Source organism: Vibrio sp. 811 (assembly GCF_033339195.1).
The window spans coordinates 164,026-185,289 of sequence record NZ_JAWOUB010000001.1 but is presented as its reverse complement, the minus strand read 5'-3'; the positions used below and the strand labels follow the sequence as shown (position 1 = coordinate 185,289).

The following is a 21,264-nucleotide window of genomic DNA, read 5'->3' as shown; positions in this document are numbered from 1 at the left end:
AGACGACATGCTAGGTGCAGACGGACTTAACCTCGCGCTGATGGTGGCCGACTCCGGCATCATCGATAGCGCAGTTAATGATTTGATGGCTCGTTCACAAGTCATGATGATGGCAGAAAACCGAGGTGTTAAATCTTCGGTCAAAGGTCACTTGTTAAAGTGGCGAGGCAGCGTCAAAAAACGGATCACCAAGGTATGTGAGACAGAGCGTTTCCAACAAGAGCTGTCTTTATATCAAGAGGTTATTCATTGGGATGAAGAGGCGTTTTTTGAAAACATCGAAGATGTGATTAAAAAGCTGGAATGGCACTCTGCGTTTTACATGCAAGCTCGCCGAATGATGGAAAAGAACAAAGGGATGAATAACCCTATGTTCCCTCATTACTTTTGTGATCAATGGTACAAAAGCCTCACCGATGCTATAAAACAAGCGCAAGTAAGCGAGCTTGAAGCCAATAAAGAAAAGGTGCTGAATGACCTGTATCAACGTATGGAAACCATGCGTAATATGGATAAAGTCACGGAGTCGGGTGACGCTGAAAGTGTAGGGCGCCTGTGGGATATGGCATCTGCCAAGTTGAGTAAAACAGACTTAACGGTGATGAAACGCCATGCTGAGTTTCTGAAGAAGCACCAAGGCTTGCAAGAAATTGCGGAGCAACTCGGTCGTATGGCGGGGCAAGTAAATGATCCTGAACTAAATCGTGCGCCCACTGAAGAACTTCAATTGGTCGAAGAGAAAAGTGATGAGGCGACGGATGATATTGTCGGTATTCACGAAAGCGATGATCTAAATAAGCTACTTCCCAACGAAACGATGTTTTTGGCGTATCCTGAACTTGAAGTTGTGTTCTATAAACACTTAGTTGATAAACGGCTCATGAACTATCGTACACAAGGCAAATCGCGCACGTTACGTAAAGTTAAAGCTCACCGACCTGACCATAAAGCGGTAGATATCGAAAAAGGCCCCTTCATTGTTTGTGTGGACGCGTCCGGTTCCATGAGTGGCTTTCCTGAGCAATGCGCCAAAGCCATGGCTTATGCTCTGATGCAAATCGCACTAGCGGAGCAACGTGATTGCTATGTCATTATTTTTTCTACGGAACACATTACCTACGAACTAACCAAACAAGATGGTCTGCGCGAGGCGGCGGACTTTCTAACTTATAGCTTCCATGGTGGTACAGACTTAGAGCCAACTTTGATTAAATCTATCGACTTGATGAGCGGTGATAAATATAAAAACGCAGACATGGTAGTCATTTCCGACTTTATCGCGCCAAAACAACAAGACGAGTTACTGGCCAAAGTGGATGCGCTCAAAGCGAAGAAAAACCGTTTTCACGCGATTAGCTTATCGAAATACGGAAATCCTGCATTAATGTCGATGTTTGATCACACTTGGTCTTATCACCCTAATGTTGTGGGAAGATTGCTAAAAAGGGTCAGCAACTATTAAACGCCTTAATATTTCATGGGACAAAACGAACTGAAAGCGAGATTTATATTGCTTCGTTTTAAGCCAATAAGATCGAACTTTGGTCGAATTGACTTAAAAGAAATCAAACGAACAGAAAATGAAATGTTTTTGTTTGACTATCTTCCCTCAATCCGTAAAGTAGCCACCAACGCAACGGGGTAGAGCCCTGAAGCGTAATAAAAAGGCGCCTTGGCAGAGTGGCTATGCAGCGGATTGCAAATCCGTGGACCTCGGTTCGACTCCGGGAGGCGCCTCCATTATTCTTTTGAGATCGAATGGCTTTCGAGAATAAATGCGACACTAGCTCAGTTGGTAGAGCGCAACCTTGCCAAGGTTGAGGTCACGAGTTCGAACCTCGTGTGTCGCTCCAAATTATTCAGATATGGCCATGGCGGTATCTCGATGCCAAGTGCATCAACTTAAAACCAGCGAAAGCTGGTTTTTTTGTATCTGAAGACTGATAAATTCACACCATCTCTTTTTCATTACCTGTGAGCTTAGCAACCCCATCTCTGTCACGAGTTTCTGATATTAAGTGTGACCTGATGTTTCGCACCTCAGCCAATTTCAGTTTACAATGCGGGCTTCCAAAGGATTTGACGAAGACGCATGAGAAATACCGACGATTACATCATTTTTTATCACTTGATCGAGCAAGGTTCATTCAGTGCTGCCGCGAGACATATGTCACTGACCAAATCGGTCGTCAGTAAACGCATTGCCAAGCTTGAACAAGAGCTTGGTGTACAGCTTCTCTACCGAACAACGCGAACGCTAACGTTGACTGAAGCAGGACGAGCGTTTTTTACTCATGCAAAAGCGGTTTATCAAGCGGTGGCAACGGCGGAAGAATCCATTGTGGGTTTAGGTAAAAACTTATCTGGACACATTAAAATTTCGGTGCCTACTATCTCTGGTGAATTAATTCTTCCTCAAGTGATTAATGAATTTAATCAGAAATACCCAGACATCAATATCGATATGGATCTAGATAATCGTTTCGTCGATATCGTGAATGAGCGTTTTGATTTGGCAATTAGAACGGGTGTGTTGCCAGATTCTAGTCTGATTGCAAGAAAGCTGGTGGATGCGAATTGGATCATTTGCGCGTCACCCCAATACCTAGCTAAACATGGCATACCTAAACAACCTCAAGCCTTGGCTAAACACAATTGTTTAGTCTATTCCTACCAAGAAACCGGAGCGCATGAGTGGGCGTTTAAAGATGGAGACGAGGTATATCAAATCACCGTCGACGGTAACCTCTGTACCAACAACTCTTCGGTATTGAGAAATGTGGCGCTGTTAGGGCAGGGAATCATCTATGTACCGCGTGTCTTGGTTTATGAAGACTTAAAGCAAGGCAGTCTGATTCAGTTATTTAAAGACGAAACCGCCAAATGTTTGGGTATTTATGCGGTGTATCCTTACACTCGTCAACAACCAGAAAAAATTAAGATCTTCATTGATCATCTATACACAAGCTTTCAAAGTCAAAACCATCGATTTTAAGCCAATAACTCAACACCGATCGTTATATTGGTGTTGAGCTTATGTTTCCATCTTCATTTCTAAGAATCCTCTTAAATTTAGGGGCTTACGCTTCTCCTCGTTTTCTTCACTAATATTGATAACAAGATACCCCGCACAACTGTTAACAAATGGTTTTGCTATTGTTTCTTTTAAGAAACGGTCTGTTTCTTACGTTAAATTTCTCAAATGTGAAAGATAAGTGAAAGAAAAATAAAGAATTATTTTGTTTGTTGTTTATTGATTACGTATTGGTCGTCCGTCTGACATAGACGCAGAGAAATGGACTGCTTATAGTGGCTCAAACGCCATGCCTGCCGCTAAGCGGTGTTGTGAGCGAAGTACAATAACTAGAGATACGGATATGAAACAAAAGCAGCTGATTGAAGAATTTAAAGCCATCGTTGGGGAAGAAAATGTTCTAACCGACGAGGTTAAAACGAAATATTACCGCTCGGGGTTTCGTTCGGGTAGTGGTAATGCGCTTGCTATCGTGTTTCCTAACACTCTTCTGGAACAATGGAAGATTATTAAACAGTGTGTTGAAGCAAACTGCATCATTATCATGCAGGCGGCTAAAACAGGTTTAACAGAGGGCTCGGCTCCGAGTGGTAATGATTATGATCGCGATGTGGTTGTGATCAATATTACCAAAATCAAGAAGATTCACTTATTAGATGGTGGTAAGCAGGCGGTTTGCTTGCCTGGTGCGAGCTTACACTCTTTGGAGAAAGAGTTGAAGGCAGTGAACCGAGCACCGCATTCTATCATCGGTTCTTCATCGCTAGGTGCCACTGTGGTCGGTGGTATCGCTAATAACTCAGGCGGTGCGCTAGTTAAGCGTGGTCCTGCTTATACGGAACTGGCGATCTATGCGCAGGTGGATAAGCAAGGCCAGTTACATTTGGTGAACCACCTTGGTATTGAAGGATTAGGTGAAACGCCAGAAGAAATTCTAACAAACCTGCAAGAAGGGAACTTTGACCCAGCGAAGATCATTCATGATGAGCGAATGGCGTCAGACAAAGAATACGATGAACGTGTTCGAGACGTGACTTCTGACATTCCTTCTCGCTTTAATGCCGATGAACGCCGATTATTTGAAGCCAGTGGCTGCGCCGGTAAGTTGGGGGTTTTTGCCGTTCGGGTGGACAGCTACCCAGTCCCCGAAAAAGAGCAGGTTTTTTACCTTGGCACCAATGACCCTGCGAAACTAACGAAGTTGCGAAAAGACTTCTTATCTACGTTTGATAACTTGCCTGAGATGGGAGAATACTTGCATCGAGATATCTTCAACATGGCAGAGAAGTACGGCAAGGATGTGTTCTTATCCATCGACTTGTTAGGCACAGATAAGCTACCAAAAATGTTCGCACTTAAAGCTAAGGTAGAAAATTTCTTAGAGCGCATCCCGTTTGTCAGTAAATATCTGCCAGACACCATTTTGTACTACGCGAGCAAGTTGTTCCCACAACATTTACCAGAGCGAATGCTGGATTTCCGTGACAAGTATGAGCATCACCTGGTATTGAAAATGAGTGATGGTGGTATTGCTGAAGCACAAAAATACCTCAAAGAAGTTTGGGCTGTTGAAGACGACTGTGATTTCTTCGAGTGTACGCCGGAAGAAGGTAAAAAAGCTTATTTACATCGCTTTGCAGCAGCAGGTGCAGCAATTCGTTACGAGACGATTCACCGAAAAGACGTAGAAGACATCGTTGCACTTGATATTGCATTGCGACGTAATGATGAAGAGTGGCTAGAAACTTTGCCTGAAGAGGTGAGTAAGAACCTTGTTCAAGCGCTCTATTATGGTCACTTTATGTGTTACGTCTTCCATCAAGATTACATTTTCAAAAAAGGGACTGACACGAAGTTGATGAAAAAGCTGATGCTAGAGCACCTCAATAGCCGTGGTGCCAAATACCCAGCAGAACATAATGTGGGTCACTTGTACGAAGCTGAAAACTCGCTGCAGAAGTTTTACTACGAGTTAGATCCAACGAACACCTTTAACCCTGGTATTGGCAAAATGGACAAATATAAGCGCAATTGTAACTGCTGTGCATAATGTGCTGCATCACCATGATTAATAATCGTTGTTCATCGTTAAAATGATGAGCATAAGATAAGCCCTGATGACACTTGTGACATCAGGGCTTTGTGTTTTGGGTCTTTTATTGATGATTGGTATCGGCTTTGAAACAACGACTAAAGAGCACGTACTGCAGCGGCAGCGATGATGCCTGCTGCGATTGCGGGTAGAGGCTTTTTCACGATGAACATGACAACGGCAGTAGAAAACAGTGCTGCTCTAGCACCATTATCACCCTCTACTGCTAGCGGAGCTAAAAGCGCAACCAGTACGGAACCTGACATCGCAGTAATGAAACGTTGAACCCGTTCGCTAATTGGAATGAATGACATAACATACACACCGCCCCAGCGGGTTATGAGCGTGACTAACGCCATAGCGATAATGATAAGCAGTGTGCCACCTAAGGTTGTTTCGATGTTCATGCTTTCTTCTCCTTCCAACAAGCACCCAATACTCCGCCAGTAATGGCGCCAACCACTACGTGGCTATTCTCTGGCAAATACCAATACGCCAACATAGAAGAGGCTGCTGCTATGGCCCAAATCGCAAAGATTCTTAAGTCTTTCGGCCCGGCTACCACCATAGACAGCAGGAAGCACCCCATAACCATATCGAGCCCGAGGCCCACCGGATCTTTGATTGCGCTACCAAAATAAATGCCGATCCAGGTGCCCACAATCCAAAAAGACCACATCGCTAAGCCGCCACCAACAAGTAAGCCAAAGCCTGGTTCTTTTCTACCGAATGCATTGAGTGCCATTGCCCAGTTAGCGTCTGATGCTACCAGCATTACACCGTAACGTTTTGTTGGTGGGAGTTGTCGTAACCATGGATAAAGTGTGGCTCCCATCAAGAGGTGACGAGCATTAATCGCAAATACAGTAATAAGTACTGGAATGAGAGGGACTTCTGCTCCCCACATTTCTAACGTGGCAAATTGTGAAGCACCGGCGAAGACCAGTGTGCTCATCAACATAGTGGGAAATACATCTAGTCCAGTCTGTACGGCAGCAACACCGAAAGCGAGGCCAAATATGACCACGAACATAGAGAGGGGTAAAAGTTGGGTGAATCCGTTCCAGACGTCAAGCCGATTAAATTCGTGCAACTCAGTGGAGGAGCGTTGAAGATGTTGAGTATTTTCTGTCATAGAGATACCTAGCTAGCAGGCAAAGGGGCAGTGCCATACGAGTGTGTTTGTTATTCTTTTGTAAACTTCATGTTTAACATCAATTAGAGGGGCTTTCAAACACTAAGTGCTATATAAAATTGAGCCATCCAAGCGGCTTTAAGAAACAGAGTGTAGAGAGTCGCACTTGGTAGTGCTAAAGGAGAGTAAAACAACAGAAATAGTAAGCTCTGTTCAATTGATAACATCACGAGCTAGTACAGATTAGTAAATAAGAAAGAAAGCGAGCACGAGGCTCGCTTTTTCGCTCTGTTACGAATAACTGAATAGGTTTATTTTACGTAGACACGAGGGTTCGCGCTTCCCCAAACCGTGTATAGTTCAGGGAAGATGACTTCTGCGTGTTTTTCCATCTCAGCAGCTGAAATCGTTTTGCCTTGTTGGGAGCCAAACAAAACAACTTCAGAACCAGGCTCAACATCTTTGATACCTGTAACATCTACCATTGTAGTGTTCATTGAAGCAACGCCCGCAACTTTTGCACGTTGGCCATTGATCAGAACTTCTGCTGTATTCCCCATTTTTCGTGGATAACCATCAGAGTAACCAACAGGAATGTTCGCCATTAAGCTTTCTTTGCTTGTTGTGTAGCTGCTGTCGTAACCGACTGTGCTATTTTTTGGAAGGTGGTGAACGGATGCCACGCGTGTTTTGAAAGACACGATAGAAGGGTACTCAGGGTTAGTTGGTAAGTCTCCGTATAAAACGCCACCAGGACGAACCATATCAAGCTGGGCCTCAGGAACATTAAGCGCGGTGTAAGAGTTTGCTACGTGCAGTAAAATGTTGTCGCGTTTTAGATTCGCTTCTTTAATCAGCCATGCAGAACTGTCTTTGAATGAAGCTAACTTTTGGCGCACGTCGTCTGCATTGTAGTTAGGGAAATGAGTCATGATACCAACAATATTAACGCCAGCTTGTTGAGCGATTTCTAGCGCTTCTTTCTTGCCCGCTTCTGTCGTCATATCAACACCATTACGTCCCATACCACCGTCGTTCAGAGCAAGGTGAACTTTGATTTCTTTACCAGCTTTCTCGGCTAGTTTAGACAGTGCTTTAGCTTGCTCTGCTGTGCCTATCAACTCTTCGACATTTAGGTCGATTGCGGCTTCAATCTCGCCAATATCCGCTGAGCGTACACGCATAAGTTGGCCTTTAAAGCCACTGTCGCGAACAGTTTGTGCTTCGGCGTTACTTGCAACGGCAACGCAAGGAATTTGTTGCTCGATAATAGTCGGCATCAGGCCTGCGATACCATTGCCGTATGCGTCGGCTTTCATCACGGCACAAATTTTCGTTTTGCCATCCATGTGCGATTTAAACTGCTCAATATTATCGCGGAACTGACCTAAGTTTATTTCTAGCCAAGCGTTAGCACCTTGAACTTGCTCTGCTTTTGCTGCTGTATTGCTAATTTGAAGAGGAGCAGCAGTAGCTTGCATTACAGGAACCGCGATTGCAGCAGCGATAGTCAGTGATAGTAAGGTTTTATTTAAGCGCATAAAGTCTCCGTACGCGTTTTTTGTATTGGTTATGTTATTGAGTACTTGGGGAAAGTACCTGACGAAGTAAAACGCTCCAAGTGGTGCTTTGGAGCGTTTGTTAAGATAGTGATTGAATATATACCTAAATATACCTCAGTGATGACATTCAATTTAAGCAAATCGGGATTGATTTGATATCTACTAAGGTACCCACTGAGTTTAACTCAGTTTAAAGCGGCTCATTACATCTTTAAGAGAAATGGATAGCTGGCTTAGTTCGCGGCACGCCTGTGCGGTTTGCTCCGAACCTTGCGAGACCTCTTGAGATGCCAAATGTATGTTTTCAATGCTGCGGTTAAGCTCTTCCGCAACAGAGTCTTGCTGGTTACAAGCCGTGGCGATTTGGGTACCCATGTCTGAGATGTCCGAAATCGAATGCTCAATGTCGCTCATCAGCTGTTTTGATTGAATGCCTTGTTCTGCACATTCTGAAATACTGGTTCTAGAAAGTTCAGTGGCTGATTTTGCGTCTTTTGCAAGTGATTGTAGCTGCTCAATGATCGAAGTGATTTCACTCGTTGAATCTTGCGTACGGCCGGCAAGAGTTCGAACTTCGTCTGCAACGACGGCAAAGCCACGACCAGACTCACCAGCACGCGCCGCTTCAATGGCTGCATTAAGTGCAAGTAGGTTGGTTTGATCGGCGATGTCGCGGATAACATCCACGATCACGTTAATTTTATTCGATTGCTGTTCAAGCTCTGCTACGGTATCGCCTGCAGCGCCAATTACGTTTGAAACTTCTTGAATCGCGTCAACCATACCTTGGGTTTCACGAACACCGTGTTGTGTGCGGCGGTTTGCTTCGTTAGCTTGGTTCGCTGAGTCTTCAGTGTTACGAGCAACATCGGCTACGGCCGCTTTCATTTCTGTCATTGCTGTTGCGATGTGCGTAATTTGCAGCTGTTGATCTTTCATACCAGACGCAGAAATATCGGAGATTTGGTTCATCTCTTCGACAGCGCTGCTTAACTGAGTAACTGCAGCAATCACGTTATCGATAACTTGGCGTAAGTCATCTTGCATCTTAGTGGTCGCGTCTGCCAGTTCACCAAGCTCGTCATTGCCGATTGCTTTACGGTCAATGTCACTTGATAGATCACCTGTCGCGATGGCATTTGCTTGCTCAACAACAAGTTTAAGTGGGCCACAAATTAGGCGAGTCAGCACGTATGTCATGCCTACCATGATCAGTAGAATAATCACGTTACTTGCAATTGAAGAATTACTCAATCCATTTACAGAGGACAGGATATGAGTTTTGTTGCTATCCATAGCTTCTTTAAGGAGACGGATTAGTTCGCCTAACTCTGAGTCAACCGCTTCGAAAGCAGACAAAGAGTTCGCCAAAATAGGGTGGGCCTTGCTTTTGTCGTTAGCTAGCATCGCTTCATTGTACTGGTCCATAGTATCCAAATACTTTTTCCACTGACGCATAAGACGCTGGTAAGTTTGCTGCTCTTCGCCAGGCCAGATAGTTTCACCGTAAGCGTTGAGCTCTCTAGTGATCTTTTCGCGTTCTCTAATATTGTTAGAAATTTTAGTTTTGACTTGGTCTGCGTCTTCATAAGTGTACGCAGCAAATTGAGCTCGGCGCCAGCGAGACAAGTGATCTCGAATCGAATCGACCCTTTCCATTGCAGGAAGCGTATCATCGGTATAGTTTAAAAGCTCAGATTTGATGCTTTTGAGCTCTGTAGATAAAAATACACCAAATGCAATGTTGACGATGGCAATGAGTAAAAACGATAGCGATATCTTTTTCGCTATAGAAAGATTCTTGATAGACATTAGTGATATACCTTGTTTTTCTTATGTTGTGTCGCCAAAGTAAACCACATCCTTATATGTGATATATGTCCATTAAATTACTGCAACTCGTGTAACGTACCATTATTTATTGATATTTTCGATAATGAATTGAGCTTTGTTTGAAAATAAAAAAAGTCAATGATTTTATAAAGGTACGACCACATTCGATATAAAGTTATCGGTAACAAAATATGATGTTCTGTACGCAGTCGTGCCAAGAGTAGGGAATCAAATTGTTACAGATGTTACAACGATGAAAAGATCAGCGTTCATAACGTGATAGTCGCGTGTTTACCTCGAAGCAGTTACGGACACTAGTATGCGTATGACTTCATAGCTAATGAAAGGGAACGGGTGCTTATTGGTCTAATTGAATGCCAAACGTACTAGTCAGATCGCTTTTTAAGCACTTAAATCAAAAAGATAAAATTTATTGTTGACCAGATAAATTAATCCGTTAAAGTACGCCTCGTTCTCACGGCAAAGGCCGCTGAGACAGATGGTGTCTAACCCATCGCATGATTGCGTTGCCCTGGTGGTGGAATTGGTAGACACAAGGGATTTAAAATCCCTCGGCGTTCGCGCTGTGCCGGTTCAAGTCCGGCCCGGGGCACCATCAAAATCTTTGGTGACAGAGATACAAAATCAGAAAGGCGCCTTGGCAGAGTGGCTATGCAGCGGATTGCAAATCCGTGGACCTCGGTTCGACTCCGGGAGGCGCCTCCACTATTTCGAAAGCCAGTCTTAAATGACTGGCTTTTTCGTTTTTAGTCCGCCTTTTCGTAACCCTTCGCGCTTTCCTAAAGTCTCCCATGTTTTGATCACCATTCAATATTTTTAACGCGCTAATCATTGATTTTATAAATGTTAGACAACTCAATAATTGTATATTGTGATTGGTGATAGTTTCTCTTCGATTGTAATCCGAACTTTTTGTATTACAGGCAGCAACCTAGCTAGCGTCATAGTTAGTATCGCTTGGTGCGTATATGCAGAAAGGAGGATTCTAGTCCTTAACGTGAGAGAAAAATAATGAAAACATTCAACCTTAAACCTACACTTTTACCCTTAACTTTGCTGCTCAGTTCGCCTGTAATGGCGGCACAAAATGGCACCATGATGCAGTATTTCCATTGGTATGTGCCAAATGACGGTGCACTCTGGACACAAGTTGAAAACAACGCTTCGGCACTATCTGACAACGGCTTTACTGCGTTATGGTTGCCGCCCGCCTATAAAGGTGCTGGTGGTAGCAACGACGTCGGTTATGGCGTTTATGATATGTACGATTTGGGAGAGTTTGATCAAAAAGGTTCGGTGCGCACCAAGTATGGCACCAAAGATCAGTACCTAAGCGCCATCAATGCTGCCCATAAAAACAATATCCAGATTTATGGCGATGTGGTGTTCAACCATCGCGGTGGTGCGGATGGAAAGTCTTGGGTTGATACCAAGCGAGTAGATTGGAACAACCGAAATATTGAACTTGGTGATAAATGGATTGAAGCGTGGGTAGAGTTTGATTTCCCTGGGCGCAACGACAAGTACTCAAACTTTCATTGGACGTGGTACCACTTTGATGGCGTGGACTGGGACGATGCTGGCGAAGAAAAAGCTATCTTCAAATTCAAAGGTGAGGGTAAGGCATGGGATTGGGAAGTGAGCTCGGAAAAAGGCAACTACGATTACCTTATGTACGCTGATCTAGACATGGATCACCCTGAAGTTAAGAAAGAACTTAAAGACTGGGGTGAGTGGTATATCAACATGACTGGTGTTGATGGGTTTAGAATGGACGCGGTGAAGCACATCAAATATCAATACCTGCAAGAATGGATTGATCACCTACGTTGGAAAACAGGGAAAGAACTATTCACGGTCGGAGAGTACTGGAACTACGATGTGAATCAGCTGCATAACTTTATCACCAAAACCTCTGGCAGCATGTCTTTGTTTGATGCACCGTTACATATGAACTTTTATAATGCGTCTAAATCGGGTGGTAGCTACGATATGCGTCAAATCATGGATGGTACGCTGATGAAGGACAATCCAGTCAAAGCGGTTACCTTAGTAGAAAACCATGACACTCAGCCTTTGCAGGCGTTGGAATCAACCGTTGATTGGTGGTTCAAGCCGCTCGCTTACGCGTTTATCTTATTGCGTGAAGAAGGTTATCCATCCGTGTTTTATGCAGATTACTACGGCGCGCAGTACAGTGATAAAGGGCATGACATCAATATGGTCAAAGTGCCTTACATTGAAGAGCTAGTAACACTGCGTAAAGATTATGCGTATGGCAAACAACATTCTTATCTCGACCACTGGGACGTAATTGGTTGGACTCGAGAAGGTGATGCAGAGCATCCACATTCAATGGCCGTGATCATGAGCGATGGACCAGGCGGCTCGAAGTGGATGTATACGGGTAAACCAAGTGCTCGCTACGTAGACAAGTTGGGTATCCGAACTGAAGACATTTGGACTGATGCGAATGGTTGGGCTGAGTTCCCAGTAAACGGCGGATCTGTCTCGGTTTGGGTTGGCGTTGAATAATCCATTCCTGTGATTTTGATACAGAGTAGGCAATTCTTAATAAAACTTTTCAATGAATCAATGTGTTATTTGATATTCATTCGACAAATGAGTAACTTATATTTGAGCATAATCTAGAGGAAGATAAAGAATGGAATCTATTGCTGATGTATTGGTTGTGGCTATTGTGTTCGGTGCCATATTTGGGGGCGGGATAATAAAGTTAATCTTGAACCATCGTAAAGAAGTAAGAGCGTTGGAGATATCTGAACGTAATACGATGAGCCGAGAAGAACAAGATAACCTTAACAAGCAAATTGGTGACTTGAAGCGACGTGTTGAAGTGTTAGAGCGAATTGTCACAGATAACAAATATCAACTTGAAAAAGAAATTGCCTCTCTGTAGATCACCACTTAATCGTAAAGCCGGCGAAGTCCGGCTTTTTCGTGTCTGTACGTCATACCTTTCGGATGTTTAACTCAGCGTTCATCAAAAAAGTCTTTGTCGCGAATGTATTTACTCATAAAGTGATAAGAGAACGGTCGCATTAACCAACTAAATAAGGAGCGCCCAAGCCGTATGAGCGTTGGGGTGTTCTCGTATATTCTCCCGTTATATAACCATAGCATTTTGCCTACATGCCAATACAAAAAAGGTACGGGCGGCATAAAGGTCACGATGTCGATGTCGCAACAAATCCTGTATGTTTTGTGCCCCAAACGGTAGCGTTTCTTAAACGTCCAATCCCCGACAGCGGGCTGTCCGAAAGTGACCACGCGTTTAATGCTTTTTGGGTATTTTTTCTCAATATAGTCAGCAAAAACACTGCCAATCGCGCCACCTGAAGAGTGGCCAGTAATAGTGATTCTTTTCCCCCTGAGAATAAGTGGTACAACGATACCTTCGAGGCGTTCGATCACGGTTAACCCTAACCGATCTTCATTCCGGCTCGGTAAACTTTCTTGGAACAACAGATGATAGAAACCCGCGTGAATGCGATAGTTTAGTCCCAACCTTCGACAGCTTCTCGTCCACATCGCGAAGTTCAACAACCAATCACTGATACTGTGTGAGCCTTTAATCACTACGACCACTTCACTCTGTTTTTTACTCCAGAGCACGCGAATCATAATCTTACCGTGTTCATTTCTAATGACTCGTTGCCCATTAGGATCGAACCCGTATTGAGTTTGCCTGAAGACGCGAGGGTAGGCGAGATTACAAAGCACCGCATAGCGCTCGTATTGGTATCGTTTTAATGGTTTCACGTTAACTTTCTTAGTGGAGCCTAACGGTTGACTGTAATTAATGAATATTAAAAATACGTGAACCTTGATTTAGGGTCGGTAGAGATTCTGTGTATTGGTATCGCGAATGAAAGACTCAAACTGGCTTAAATGCGTCAAGATGGTTTGGCGAGAGAGTTCATGATGTTCGCTAAGCACGTTAATTAGCTTTTTCAAAGCCTTACGATCTTTTTTATTGAGATTTGCTGTCTCTTTGAGTTGTGCGAAAAATTCAATTTGACTTGAAGTGTCGTTAAAGTCACCGAGCTTATCTTGCAATAGTTTTAGTTGTTTCACGTTGTTTTTGTGCTGTTGGGAAGGATAGAGCGTGGAAAACCCTTCTAACAGATAACGCAGCGCTTTGCACTTTATCCGCATCGAATGAATCACGCTGTCACGACTTTTGTCCGAGATTTTGTGTCGTGCTTTATCAACTTTTTTAAATTGAACGGAGATTTTTTGGCTTGCGAAAAGTAACGCAGGTACGTTGCTATCCACTGGTTCGTGTTGCGTACTTCGCAACATACTATTCCTGATCAAAGTGCAGTGCGTTGTGTATTCTTGTGTATCTAGCCAACGCGTAACTTTTGCTTGTTCGTAAGCACGTTCAGATTCTATAAAGCAAAAAAGTTGCTCAAGAGACGATTTGTGATTTGGGAGCATTTCAATGTATTGGTTTTTGTCCAAGATAAATACGTCCAAATCACGCAGCTTATTTGTTTTCTTCATCATTATTCTTAAATGAGGTTTCAAAATACGCTGTTCAAAAGGAGGGATCAGTTCGCGAAGTAGTGAGCATAGTGAGCGTATGCGCCTCAGTGTGACGCGATATTGGTGTGTATATTCAGGATCCAAGTCGTCGATGACTCCCTGCTCCAGAGAGCGTGCATAATCAAATTCAGTAAGGAAGAAGTGGGGCACTACGAAGTCGAGTTCGGAGTCGGCATGTAAGGGTAAGTGAAATGATGGTTTTCGAAACATGATGAGCGCTATTTTGTTCTCTGAAATACACGTTAAGTTTATACCCATACTGTTAACTTGCGCGATTTGTTGGCTCTTCATTGATATAAAATGAGAAGGTTAAAAGGCACGAAAGCAAAGCGTATTGATGATCAAATAAGCAAAATGATCGCCCTTTGTTCGTTAGAGTCGTCTTTTTAACCATTTGAATAAAAAAGACTAATTTTTTGTTGACCAGATAAATTAATCCGTTAAAGTACGCCTCGTTCTCACGGCAAAGGCCGCAGAGACAGATGGTGTCTAACCCATCGCATGATTGCGTTGCCCTGGTGGTGGAATTGGTAGACACAAGGGATTTAAAATCCCTCGGCGTTCGCGCTGTGCCGGTTCAAGTCCGGCCCGGGGCACCATCAAAATCTTTGGTGACAGAGATACAAAATCAGAAAGGCGCCTTGGCAGAGTGGCTATGCAGCGGATTGCAAATCCGTGGACCTCGGTTCGACTCCGGGAGGCGCCTCCACTATTTCTAAAAACCGGCCTTGTGCCGGTTTTTTACTATCTGGTATTGTCAAACTATTCTAATACACATTTATTATTGAATAATTAATTTTTTTACAAATACCAACCTCAATTATCAATTAATCATTCTTTAACTAGTTTTCCCGAATTGCTATCTATAGCGTCATATTGTCACGTGATTTTAGTTCAATACTGAAAATAAAGTTGCACATATATCCTGCTTGTTTCTCTATATGTCTCTAGTTGATATTGCACTGTATCTCTCAGTCTGTCTTTTAATCGAGTATAAAACTAGGTGAGCAAAAAATTTTCACCACTTTAATTTAACGTAAATTTAACAATTAAAGGTGGATAATATTACTCATGAGTTGTTGAGGTATATTATTAGAATGACTCGTTATTAAGTTAATGAATTTAAAGGTTATAATTTTATGCGATGAAATTGAGGTTATTTTAGTTCAATTTCTACTTGTTTGATTTTTAATGATTTAAATTGTCTGTAGTGCAAGTGATTTATTAAAGTCATTGTTGAATACAAAGGTTGTTCATATAAAACAATCATAAGGTTATTTTAAGTGGCTGACAAAAATGGATAAATTTATTATTACACAAACTTAACCTAAATTACTTATCACTCTGGTTGAATTTTGACCGGTTGCTTTGCTATGATTCCGGCTCTTATATTTTTGGTGGTTATCCTTTTATAACCATGTTGATGTATATAGGAACATATTTGGCTTTATAGGCTAGGGCACTTTATTGCCTAAAATTTATATTATTTTACCCTACCATTTCTGCTTATATTGGCGGGAAGGTGAACTCGTTATTAAATTAAAATTAGGTGAAGCAGTGATAAAAAATATTAAAATAAATAGAACAACCCTAAATAAAGGGTTGTCATTTTTATTAGTAATATTCGCTTGTTTACAGAGCATCCATTACGCCAGTGCAGCAGGAAATACGACGGGACAGCAAAATACATTGGTTATCCTGCTGAACTTCAAAGAAAACCCAAATGAGCAGCCATTAACTTTGTCAGAAGCAAATAATCTAATCTTTGGTACAGTGAATGACTTCTACCGTGAAAGCTCTTTTGATCAAATGTGGCTGTCTGGGAAAGTCGTGGGTTGGTTTAATCTACCGTTGTCTAATCAGGTTTGTGACTTTACCGCTGTTCAAGATGCAGCGGATCAAGAAGCCATCGCAGCGGGAGTGAAGCTTGAAGAGTACGATCGTATTGTTTACTTGATGACAAAAACGGCATGTGGTGTCGCTGGATCCGCAACTATTGATGGCATGCCTTCACGCGCGCACATCAATGGTGATTTTTCTCCGATGAATATCGCTCATGAGCTTGGACATAACTTTGGTTTGCATCACTCTCGTGCTCTTGATTGTGGCGAGCATACGCTTTCAGACAACTGTACGTTGCGTGAATACGGTGATACCTATGATGTAATGGGTGGTCCAGACATCGGCTATTTGAATACTTTCCAGCGCGAGCGACTAGGATGGCTAGAGGGAGAGCACGCTTCAAAGACACTGGAAGTTACTCAAAATGGTACATACTCCATCGCGAATTACGAGACGACTAGTGCTCAGCCAGTTACGATAAAAGTACCTCGTGGTACTGATCCTTCTACAGGTGCAAAAAAATGGTTTTACATTGAATACCGCCAGTCTATTGGGTTTGACGACTTTTTAGATGCTCGTTCTTACTCGTTCTATCGTGGGGACGTTACGGATGGCATCATCATTCGAAGCGCTGTAGAAGGCGATGGGCGCAGCAGTAATCTGCTTCACTTTAAAACTGATTCTGAATATCGTGCGGTTTTTGGCCGAAATGACTGGTTTGACCCATCTATGCCGGTCGGTGGTAGCTATACTGACCCAGACTCAGGTGTAACATTGAGTTTGGTGAGTGCAGCGAACGGCATCGCCGAAGTAAGCGTTGTCTTTGACGACTCTGACAACGGTAATATCGGGACTTGTACTGTTAATGCTCCATCAGTGACTGCGAAAGCTGCAACAAGCCACTCGGTTGCAGCCGGCGATGAGGTTCAATATCAGGTCACTATTACTAACAAAGATAGTGCAGATTGTTCAGCGAGCAGTTTTTCTGTGAACGCGTCAGTGCCAACTGGTTGGAAAGCAAGCAGCAATTCAATCACGCTAGCAGCAGGTGGAACCGGACAAGTAATGATATCAGTCGTATCTTCGGTTGACGCTAGTGATAAAGACTATGCTTTGAAGATGATCGTGACGCACGGAGAAGACTCAAGTCTGCAAACCGCAGCATCCGTGAATTACTCTGTAACCAATGAAATCTCGCCATCACCAGAGCTCGTTGCTGTTGATGATCAGGTGACTATGTCTTCGAAACAGTCGGTGATTATCGATGTGATGGCAAACGATGTTGTTGGAGAGCAAAACTCTGCAAGCGTGGTTTCTTTTACTAGACCAAGTAAGGGGCGACTAGAGCTGTTATCAGATGGCACCCTGCGTTACACACCTGAGAAGAAATTCAAAAATAATGACAGCTTTACCTATACCATAGGTGATGGTCAAAGCAGCTCGACCGCTCAGGTCTCAGTGAAGTTAGAGTCCTCAGCTGGTGGAGATTCTGGCAACTCTGGTAACAATGGGAAAGGTAAGAATAAATAGAACGATATAGTTCGAAAGAAAACGCCTGACGAGTTAACGTCAGGCGTTGTTTTATTAAGTTGTAAGTAGACCTTATTCAGGGCAGTTAACAGGCTCTGGACAAGTTGGACATAGCGTACATTCTGCAGACGCTGTTATCGCTTCTACGACAACATTACCGAAGATAGTTTCACCACTCGCATCCACAGTATCTGTAAACGCTCTGACTTCTTCACCCGGTAATGGAAGGCCTTCACCATCTCCTGGGATTGGCTCGTAGTTACCAGTAAAGTCGTAACACTCAGCAGGCGCAAGCATACCAACCTGGATTGGATTCGAGTCTTTGTTGTCGATTACGACAATGCCGTCAATGGTGACATTGGAGGTATTACATACACTACCACTGTAATTGACTTGAAGACCGTATTCATTAATACCAGTATCTTCAAATCGATTCACGACGACGACACTACAGTCTTTCTCTAGAGACAATGAACCAGGGATGTTTTGGCTTGGGCATTCCCAATCTGCGTTGTCAGAAACCGCAACACCACCACCAGTTTCAAGTGCTGCGCTTACTTCTGCATAGTTAGTGATACCGTTTTGGTCAATAATAAACGAACCATTAAACTCTTGCGTTTGTCCAACGGCGAGCATCGCTAAATTGAACACATGGTCACCAGCAGCCATATCGTTGTCAACGGCTGTAGTGTCTGTTGCCACAACATCATACAATGCAAAGTCACCGGTGTTTTCTACAGTGAGTTTATAGTTGTATTTCAAAGTGTTACCATTGACAATATCACCAAATGTACAAGTTTTAGTGATTTTAATGTCTGGTACGCCTGGTGTGTAACAGAATGAAATATGACTTAAGCCATAGTATCTACCATTTTTCCCTACAGGTGAATGCAGCAAGGCATCATCTTGATACAATAATCCATCTGTGAAGTAGTTATATAGGTTTCCGTCAGGACCACCTTTAACAAAGATAGCTTGCATAATCACAGGGCTATCACCTTGATCCCAACTGAAGGTTTTTGCCCCAGGTTGTTGATCAATAACCACTTCAAGCATGCCATCACCGAAAGTGCCGTCTGTAACTGGCTCAAGCTTGTATTCTATCAAACCATCGATCCCTGGAAGTAATTGTTGACAGGTGTTATTCCCTTCAACAAATATTGGTTGCACGCCTCGGCTTGAAGGGTCGCCAGCGGATGCGTAAACAATTTGAGAGCTCAGCACTAAGCTAACCGCTATGACCCAAGTAAACAGCTTAAACATGCTGCTGATATTGATCGCTGTAAGTATATTCTGGCTACATAAAGTGGAACAACGGTAACTCTTATTGCCCCACCAAGAGTTAAATATGGTTTTCATAAAACCTCCTTGTGTAAGTGGGCTCGCTACGTCCTTGAGCCCACATACGTGATAGTTTTCTCACAGAGTTAAACTGCGTCGGTTGACTAGCATAGAGTGTTCCATATTTAACCTTTTGTATTTGTTGGTTATTTTTTGTTTTTGTACAGAGGGGTGAACAGTTTGTTTATATTTTCATAAATGGTTGAGCTAAAACTTATTCGCTAAACTACTGAATATGTTTTAGTTAAATGAGTATTCAATTAGATGTGTAAAGGATGTAACACTATGCAAACAGGTGTTACACATCACCTTCACATTAGTTGGAACAGGTGAGTAAGCGTCTATTTCATATTCATAGTGGACAGTTTCAATACCGTCGTTTTTGTGCACCTGTCACAGATGTAAACAATAAAGTGTCAATCTGTAACATTATCCTAGAACACGTATATATCTTTGTTATCGTAGGTTTTTTTGTCTCTTTTGTTTTCTTTCTCTTTCTTTAAAATTGAACACTCTGTTCATTCTCTTCGCTGTTGAGAATATTTAGTTTAATAAAATCATAACCTTAAGTAGTGGCATGCTCTATGCGTTATACAAGCCGAAACGAAAGTTGTATCTCGCTTTCACTCTTTCTTAAAAGGCAATTAATGACATAGGGACCTTCGTCTAGCTTTAGAAGCGTTCTAAGGAGTAGGTTATGAATTCTTGTAAGTCAGGTATCTGGCATACGATGAAGAGCTTTCTTTATGCAATATTTACAAGTTTGCTAATAGGTAGCTCTGCATTTGCAACACCAACAGATGGCGTATTTGAGTTAGAAGCAAATGCTAATGCGATAGATGACTCTGGAGTGGGAGCTCCAGATGACTGGTCAACGCCGCCAAACAGTGGTGGAGCATTAGTATTTAGCTTTGAGAATGACACGGCAACACCGGATACAATCTTTACTGGTGGTAATAAAGACATCAAAGACATACCAGAACTCGGTTGGAAGACTGGGACGGTACTCGATAAAGGGGATATTCTTCATGCGTATGCAGCGGCATACAACATTAATAATGACCTTGTACTCACCTTTGGTGCAGACCGCTTTGGTAACAGCGGTGATGCCTTCTTAGGTTTTTGGTTTTATCAAGACTCAGTCAGTACAAACCCAGACGGTACATTCACTGGTCAACATATTGCTGGCGACCTTTTGATTCAGGTGAATTATTTGCAAGGGGCAAATGAGGGGCCAGAAATTTTGGTTCTTGAATGGGACACAACTTGTGCGAAAGCTGATAACAATAATCCACAAGATGGTCAGTGTGCTGCGACAAACTTACGTTTGAAAGTTAAGACAAATGCACTGTGTTCACCGGGCGCGCAAGATGTGTGTGCTTCAACCAATACAACTGACTCACCTGCACCATGGGCGTATACGCCAAAAAGTGGTGTCGAAAATGTCTTCCCTCCAGAAACCTTCTTTGAAGGTGGTGTAAACCTTACTGAACTTCTACAAACAGACACCTGTTTTAGCTCATTTGCAGCCGAAACAAGAGCATCAAGCAGTATTACCGCTCAGTTGAAAGACTTTGTGGTTGGTGACTTTGAGTTGTGTAGTGTTGATATCACTAAAACATGTAATCAAGCGGTCGTGAATGAAACAGAAGATGGTTACGTTTACTCATACAGCGGCGACGTGATTAATGATGGTGTCGGTACGCTCTACGATGTTGTTGTAGAGGATTTAGAAGCAGGTACTACACATAGCTTAGGTGCCATTGCTTCAGGTGACAGTGCTTCATACAGCGGCAGTTTTGAAAGTACAAATAACGGTCTAACTAATACAGTAAGAGTCACAGCAGCTGCGACTCCGGGTGGTCAAGCGACCATTACTGATACAGCGAGTGATCCATGTGAGTCATTGAGCTTGTCTCCAATGATTAGTGTAACGAAATCATGTGAAAGCGGCTTCAAACTTACTGAAAACGGTATCATTGCAGAAGTGAGCTTCTCGGGAATGGTATGTAACACAACGCCTGGACTTACTTTAGTGAATGTTTCTGTTGTGGATGACTCAGGTACGCCTGAGGATACTTCTGATGACGTGAAAGTGGTAGATAATATCGAACTCGCTTCGGATCAATGTCAGTCTTATACTGGTAGCTATATCCCAACGGCATTTAGCAATGCAGAAACACAATCTTTCCGTGATACTGTGACAGCGGTTGGTTTCTTGAAAATCGATAATACTCAAGCGACGAATACAGCTTCTGCAGACTGTGACATTTGTCCTGCACCAAGCAACTAATTGACGTCT

At 42.9% G+C, this 21,264-nt stretch carries 14 protein-coding genes and 6 tRNA genes; 13 read left to right on the top strand and 7 right to left on the bottom strand.

All coding sequences use genetic code 11. The features are described 5' to 3' along the window. Positions 1 to 7 precede the first annotated feature (7 nt). The 5 genes from viaA to dld all read left to right on the top strand — a co-directional run bounded on the left by viaA (position 8) and on the right by dld (position 5,084). Positions 8 to 1,462 (top strand): ATPase RavA stimulator ViaA, encoded by a 1,455-nt coding sequence (gene viaA / locus R7Q46_RS00825; protein WP_005375981.1) that lies wholly within the window; start codon positions 8 to 10, stop codon positions 1,460 to 1,462. 204 nt (positions 1,463 to 1,666) lie between these two features. Beyond that, positions 1,667 to 1,740 (top strand) — tRNA-Cys (locus tag R7Q46_RS00820). Positions 1,741 to 1,777: 37 nt separating this feature from the next. Continuing rightward, positions 1,778 to 1,853, top strand: a tRNA-Gly gene (locus tag R7Q46_RS00815). Positions 1,854 to 2,092: 239 nt separating this feature from the next. Then, positions 2,093 to 2,995, top strand: coding sequence for a LysR family transcriptional regulator (locus R7Q46_RS00810; RefSeq protein ID WP_005375982.1), 903 nt, complete (start codon positions 2,093 to 2,095; stop codon positions 2,993 to 2,995). Positions 2,996 to 3,377: 382 nt separating this feature from the next. Beyond that, entirely contained in the window at positions 3,378 to 5,084 is a 1,707-nt protein-coding gene (gene dld / locus R7Q46_RS00805; protein ID WP_213871134.1) for a D-lactate dehydrogenase, read from the top strand. Between the two features lie 140 nt (positions 5,085 to 5,224). On the opposite strand, the gene R7Q46_RS00800 is transcribed toward dld, so the two are convergent. The 4 genes from R7Q46_RS00800 to R7Q46_RS00785 form a co-directional block, all read right to left on the bottom strand. Continuing rightward, positions 5,225 to 5,533 carry an AzlD family protein gene (locus tag R7Q46_RS00800; RefSeq protein ID WP_017820198.1) on the bottom strand — a complete coding sequence of 103 codons (309 nt, stop codon included), beginning with the start codon at positions 5,531 to 5,533 and terminating at the stop codon, positions 5,225 to 5,227. Further along, the gene (locus R7Q46_RS00795; protein WP_017820197.1) at positions 5,530 to 6,261 is read right to left on the bottom strand and encodes an AzlC family ABC transporter permease; all 732 of its coding nucleotides are present in this window, start codon (positions 6,259 to 6,261) and stop codon (positions 5,530 to 5,532) included. The genes R7Q46_RS00800 and R7Q46_RS00795 overlap by 4 nt, the downstream gene beginning before the upstream one ends. A gap of 311 nt (positions 6,262 to 6,572) precedes the next feature. Further along, the gene (alr, locus tag R7Q46_RS00790; RefSeq protein ID WP_033907027.1) at positions 6,573 to 7,802 is read right to left on the bottom strand and encodes an alanine racemase; all 1,230 of its coding nucleotides are present in this window, start codon (positions 7,800 to 7,802) and stop codon (positions 6,573 to 6,575) included. A 201-nt stretch (positions 7,803 to 8,003) separates the two neighbouring features. Continuing rightward, positions 8,004 to 9,635 (bottom strand): methyl-accepting chemotaxis protein, encoded by a 1,632-nt coding sequence (locus R7Q46_RS00785; RefSeq protein WP_053303666.1) that lies wholly within the window; start codon positions 9,633 to 9,635, stop codon positions 8,004 to 8,006. 550 nt (positions 9,636 to 10,185) lie between these two features. Between R7Q46_RS00785 and R7Q46_RS00780 the strand changes: the two genes are divergently transcribed. From R7Q46_RS00780 to R7Q46_RS00765, 4 genes are all read left to right on the top strand, one after another. After that, positions 10,186 to 10,272 (top strand) — tRNA-Leu (locus R7Q46_RS00780). Between the two features lie 36 nt (positions 10,273 to 10,308). Beyond that, positions 10,309 to 10,382 (top strand) — tRNA-Cys (locus R7Q46_RS00775). 306 nt (positions 10,383 to 10,688) lie between these two features. After that, on the top strand, positions 10,689 to 12,212 hold the full coding sequence (amyS, locus tag R7Q46_RS00770) for an alpha-amylase (RefSeq protein ID WP_238843902.1): 1,524 nt from the start codon (positions 10,689 to 10,691) through the stop codon (positions 12,210 to 12,212). A 130-nt stretch (positions 12,213 to 12,342) separates the two neighbouring features. Next, a complete protein-coding gene (locus R7Q46_RS00765; protein ID WP_005375990.1) occupies positions 12,343 to 12,597 on the top strand; it encodes a hypothetical protein in 255 nt (84 codons plus the stop codon). Between the two features lie 74 nt (positions 12,598 to 12,671). On the opposite strand, the gene R7Q46_RS00760 is transcribed toward R7Q46_RS00765, so the two are convergent. Both R7Q46_RS00760 and R7Q46_RS00755 read right to left on the bottom strand, forming a co-directional pair. Then, positions 12,672 to 13,460 (bottom strand): lipase family protein, encoded by a 789-nt coding sequence (locus R7Q46_RS00760; RefSeq protein ID WP_005375991.1) that lies wholly within the window; start codon positions 13,458 to 13,460, stop codon positions 12,672 to 12,674. 69 nt (positions 13,461 to 13,529) lie between these two features. Further along, positions 13,530 to 14,459 (bottom strand): CHAD domain-containing protein, encoded by a 930-nt coding sequence (locus R7Q46_RS00755; RefSeq protein ID WP_213871132.1) that lies wholly within the window; start codon positions 14,457 to 14,459, stop codon positions 13,530 to 13,532. 302 nt (positions 14,460 to 14,761) lie between these two features. Here R7Q46_RS00755 and R7Q46_RS00750 point away from each other — a divergent pair. From R7Q46_RS00750 to R7Q46_RS00740, 3 genes are all read left to right on the top strand, one after another. Then, positions 14,762 to 14,848, top strand: a tRNA-Leu gene (locus R7Q46_RS00750). Between the two features lie 36 nt (positions 14,849 to 14,884). After that, a tRNA-Cys gene (locus R7Q46_RS00745) sits at positions 14,885 to 14,958 on the top strand. A 980-nt stretch (positions 14,959 to 15,938) separates the two neighbouring features. Further along, positions 15,939 to 17,621, top strand: coding sequence for an Ig-like domain-containing protein (locus tag R7Q46_RS00740; RefSeq protein ID WP_213871362.1), 1,683 nt, complete (start codon positions 15,939 to 15,941; stop codon positions 17,619 to 17,621). Between the two features lie 72 nt (positions 17,622 to 17,693). Here the strand turns inward: R7Q46_RS00740 and R7Q46_RS00735 are convergent, their stop codons facing one another. Next, the gene (locus R7Q46_RS00735) at positions 17,694 to 18,980 is read right to left on the bottom strand and encodes a hypothetical protein (RefSeq protein ID WP_213866317.1); all 1,287 of its coding nucleotides are present in this window, start codon (positions 18,978 to 18,980) and stop codon (positions 17,694 to 17,696) included. Positions 18,981 to 19,659: 679 nt separating this feature from the next. Here R7Q46_RS00735 and R7Q46_RS00730 point away from each other — a divergent pair. Continuing rightward, positions 19,660 to 21,255 carry a DUF11 domain-containing protein gene (locus tag R7Q46_RS00730; protein ID WP_151515535.1) on the top strand — a complete coding sequence of 532 codons (1,596 nt, stop codon included), beginning with the start codon at positions 19,660 to 19,662 and terminating at the stop codon, positions 21,253 to 21,255. The last annotated feature ends 9 nt before the right edge of the window (positions 21,256 to 21,264 follow it).